Genomic DNA, 2,491 nt, shown 5'->3' with positions numbered 1-2,491 from the left:
TGTTGATTGTCGCTTGGAACTGACCCGGGGTTGTCATTGAGAAGTGACCCGCCAGTAGGATAGTTTCCCGCGCTGCGGGGATGGTCAAGTGGCAGGCTTTTCCTTTCGTATTTTGGGTGCTGCAGCGCTTGCCCTGAAGCGGAAGCTGTCATTGCCGGTTTCCAGGATGTGGCAGTGATGGGTGAGCCGGTCGAGCAGAGCGGTGGTCATCTTGGCGTCGCCGAACACGCCGGCCCATTCGCTGAAGCTGAGGTTGGTGGTGATGATGACGCTGGTCTGCTCGTAGAGCTTGCTGAGCAGATGGAACAGCAGCGCCCCGCCTGACGGGCTGAACGGCAGATAGCCCAGCTCGTCGAGGATGATGAGGTCGAGACGCAGCAGACGCTCGGCAAGCTGTCCCGCTTTGTTTAACGCCTTTTCCTGCTCGAGCGCATTGACCAGGTCGACGGTGGCGAAGAAGCGGACCTTCTTGTGGTGGTGGCGGACCGCCTGGATGCCCAGCGCTGTGGCAACATGGGTCTTGCCGGTGCCGGGACCGCCGATCAGCACCACATTGTCAGCGCCTTCGATGAAGGTGCCGCGGTGCAGCTGCTGAACCGACGCCTCATTGATCTCGCTCGAGGCGAAGTCGAAGCCGGTCAGATCCTTGTAAGCGGGGAAGCGGGCCCCCTTGAGGTGATAGGCGATGGACCTGACCTCCCGCTCGGCAAGTTCGGCCTTGAGCAGTTGGGACAGGATCGGTACGGCAGTATCGAAGGCGGGCGCACCCTGTTCGATCAACTCGTCCACGGCCTGGGCCATGCCATGCATCTTGAGGCTGCGCAGCATGACCACAACGGCGGCGCTGGCGGGATCATGACGCATGGCGAACAACCTTGCCACGCAGCGTATCGTAGCGCTCCACATTGGCTTTGGGTTCCTGGCGCAGGGTCAGAGCCTGAGGCGCATCGATCAACGCCACCGCAGTCTCTTTGCCATCGACCAGTCGATGCAGGAGATTGAGGATATGGGTCTTGGTCGGAACGCCCGCCTCAAGCGCGACCTCGACGGCACACAGGACCGCCTGCTCGTCGTGGTGCAGCACCAGCGCCAGGATCTCTACCATCTCCCGATCGCCACCCGGACGCTTGAGCAGGAGCCCCTGCAACCGCCGGAACGCCTCGGGCAGATCGACGAACGGCGCTCCATTGCGCAGGGCGCCAGGCTTGCGCTGGATCACAGCCAGATAGTGCCGCCAGTCGTAGACCGTGCGCCCTGGCTGGTGATGTGACCGATCTATGATGCGAGCGTGCTCGCACAAGATCTGGCCTTCCGCCACGACCAGGATCCGCTCAGGATAAATCCGCAGGCTGACCGGGCGGTTCGCGAACGAGGCTGGCACGCTGTAACGGTTGCGATCGAAGTGCACCAGGCACGTCGGGGTCACGCGCTTGGTCTGTTCGACAAAGCCGTCAAAGGGTCGCCCCAGGGGCATCAGGCTCGCCACCTCACCGGCATGCGCATCGGCCACGCTGCCCACAAGGTTGCCATGCACGATCTGGCCCCATTGGGCGATGCACTGCTCTTCGAGCCAGGCGTTCAAGCCATCGAGATCAGCGAAGTTAGGCAGTGGCTGCCACAGGCGCCGGCGGGCATCCTGCACGTTCTTCTCGATCTGGCCCTTCTCCCATCCTGAGGCTGGATTGCAGAACTCGGGTTCGAACAGATAATGGCTCGCCATCGCCGCGAACCGGGCGTTGACCTGCCGGGCCTTGCCAGAGCCGATCCGATCGACTGCGGTCTTCATGTTGTCGAAGATGCCACGACGGGGCACGCCGCCCAGAACCCGGAACGCCTGGGTCATTGCGTCGAACAGCATCTCATGGGTCTGCAGTGGATAGGCTCGAACGATGAACGCCCGGCTGTGCGAGAGCTTGGTATGGGCCACCTGCAGCTTGGTGCGTTCGCCGCCCAGGATCGCCCAGTCTTCGCTCCAGTCGAACTGGAAGGCTTCGCCCGGGCTGAACACCAGCGGCACGAAGGTGCCACGCCCGCTGGTCTGCTGCTCGCGCTGCCGTTCGCCCTTCCAGGCCCGCACGAACGCCGCGACCCGCTCATAGGAACCCTCATAGCCCAGCACCACTAGATCGGCATGCATCTGCTTGGCCGTGCGCCGCTGCTTGCGCGATTTACCCGCCTCCACGCGCAGCCAGTCAGAGAGCTTCTGCGCAAAAGCGTCCAGCTTGCTGGGCCGCGCCGGAACCTTGAACTTGGGCTCCACCGTATCCGCCCGCAGATATTTACGGATCGTATTGCGCGACAATCCAGTGCGCCGCTCAATCTCCCGGATCGGCATCCCCTTACGAAAATGCCAGCCCCGGATAATGCTCAATAATGCCATGTCGATCACTCCAATGTCCCCCGGCCAGAAGCCTGGGAACGATCAAAACATGGGTCAAATCTCAGTGAAAATTTACGCCCTCAGAGGGTCAGATCTCAGTGGCAATCAACA

The 2,491-nt window shown here is 62.1% G+C and carries 2 protein-coding genes; both read right to left on the bottom strand.

The annotated features are described in order from the left end of the window. Positions 1-84 precede the first annotated feature (84 nt). Positions 85-864: an IS21-like element helper ATPase IstB gene (gene istB, locus ABFY71_RS18640; protein ID WP_347947367.1), complete on the bottom strand. Its 780-nt coding sequence runs from the start codon at positions 862-864 to the stop codon at positions 85-87. Continuing rightward, complete coding sequence (gene istA / locus ABFY71_RS18635; RefSeq protein ID WP_347947366.1) at positions 854-2,380, bottom strand: IS21 family transposase; 1,527 nt, start codon at positions 2,378-2,380, stop codon at positions 854-856. The genes istB and istA overlap by 11 nt, the downstream gene beginning before the upstream one ends. Positions 2,381-2,491 lie beyond the last annotated feature (111 nt).

The organism is Devosia alba (assembly GCF_039938915.1).
In the GTDB taxonomy this organism is placed as follows: domain Bacteria; phylum Pseudomonadota; class Alphaproteobacteria; order Rhizobiales; family Devosiaceae; genus Devosia; species Devosia alba.
The sequence above is the reverse complement of the archived record's forward strand: the minus strand, read 5'-3'. Positions and strand labels throughout refer to the sequence as shown.